This window comes from Kitasatospora sp. NPDC056327, from assembly GCF_042261735.1.
In the GTDB taxonomy this organism is placed as follows: Bacteria; Actinomycetota; Actinomycetes; order Streptomycetales; family Streptomycetaceae; genus Kitasatospora.
Genome location: NZ_JBHJRC010000551.1, coordinates 1 through 1,416, shown reverse-complemented (window position 1 = coordinate 1,416; position 1,416 = coordinate 1). Strand labels below are relative to the sequence as shown.

General features: G+C 71.8%; 2 protein-coding genes. Both read right to left on the bottom strand.

The genetic code is table 11. The features are described from left to right. Positions 1-411, bottom strand: a 411-nt coding sequence (locus ACFCX4_RS36250) for an SRPBCC family protein (protein WP_376151741.1), incomplete at its 3' end; no start/stop codon positions are given. Between the two features lie 64 nt (positions 412-475). Continuing rightward, on the bottom strand, positions 476-1,416 hold a 941-nt coding region (locus ACFCX4_RS36245), incomplete at its 5' end, for an aldo/keto reductase (RefSeq protein WP_376151739.1).

Here is a 1,416-nt window from a genome sequence, read left to right as displayed (position 1 = left end):
GAGGGTCTTCTCCAGGGCTTCGAGGCCGTCGGCGTAGATGCCGTGGAAGAGGTCGACGGTCTCCTGTTCGGTGGCGCCCTTGGGGTTGAAGCGGCCGGACCACTGGACCTCGGCGACGTCGTCGCGGCCGGGGACGGCGTGGACGCGGATGGTGGAGACGTAGCCGTCGACGGGGAACGGGGCCCGGAGGATGGCGTAGCTGTACTGGCGCTCGGTCTCGTTGAAGTCGACGAGGCGCTCGACGATGACCTCGCCCTCGGGGTTCTTCAGCTGCCGGACGCGGCCGCCCTCGACGGCAACGCTCTCGGGGATGTAGGGGAGCCAGTCGGGCAGGGCGTCGAAGCCGCCGATGAGGGCCCAGACCTGGTCGGGGGTGCCGGGGACGGTGCGGCTGACGGACGTGGAGGCCATGGTCGTTTCTCCTGTGCTGCTGCGGTGGGGGTGGTGTGCGGTGGGGGCGGGGGGTGTGGGGGGGTCAGGCGTTGTTCGGGAGCGGGGCGGCGGGGCTGACGAGGCCGGAGGCGCGCAGGTCGGTCCAGAACGCGGCCGGGACGTCCTCGTCGAGGGCGGCGGTGTCCTCGGCGATGCGGTCGGGCCTGGTGGCGCCGGGGATGACGGCGGCGCTGACGGGGTGGGCGAGGGAGAACTGGAGCGCGGCGGCCTTGATGCTCACGCCGTGGCGGGCGGTGAGGTCCTTCAGGCGGGCGACCTTCTCCAGGATCGCGGGCGGGGCGGGCTGGTACTCGAAGTGGGTGCCGCCGGCCAGGACGCCGGAGCTGTAGGGGCCGCCGACGACCATGTCGACGTCCTGTTCCTGGGCGAGGGGGAGCAGGCGCTGGAGGGCGTGGTCGTGGTCGAGGAGGGTGTAGCGGCCGGCGAGGAGGAAGCCGTCGGGCTGCGGCTCGTCGAGGGCGAGGGTGAGCTCGATCGGCTCGGTCCTGTTGACGCCCAGGCCCCAGGCCTTGATGACGCCCTCGTCGCGCAGGCGGGACAGGACGCGGAAGGCGCCGGTGCGGGCCTCCTCGAACTTGTTCAGCCACTGGTCGCCGTGGAAGTCCTGGGCGATGTCGTGGACCCAGACGATGTCCAGGCGGTCGGTGCCCAGGCGCTTGAGGCTGTCCTCGATGGAGCGCTCGGTGGCCTCGGCCGTCCACGAGTGGAGGACCTTGTTGGGGTTGCCGTGCTCGAAGAGGCCGCCCTTCTCGCCGAAGTCGGGAACGTCCGTCTCGATCTCGTCGAGGACGACGCGGCCGACCTTGGTGGACAGGACGTACTCGTCGCGGGGCTTGGTGGCGAGGACCTGGCCGAGGCGCTGCTCGGAGAGGCCGGCGCCGTAGAAGGGGGCGGTGTCGTAGTAGCGGATGCCCTGCTGCCAGGCGGCCTCGACGGTGGCGGCTGCCTCGGTGTCGGGGATCG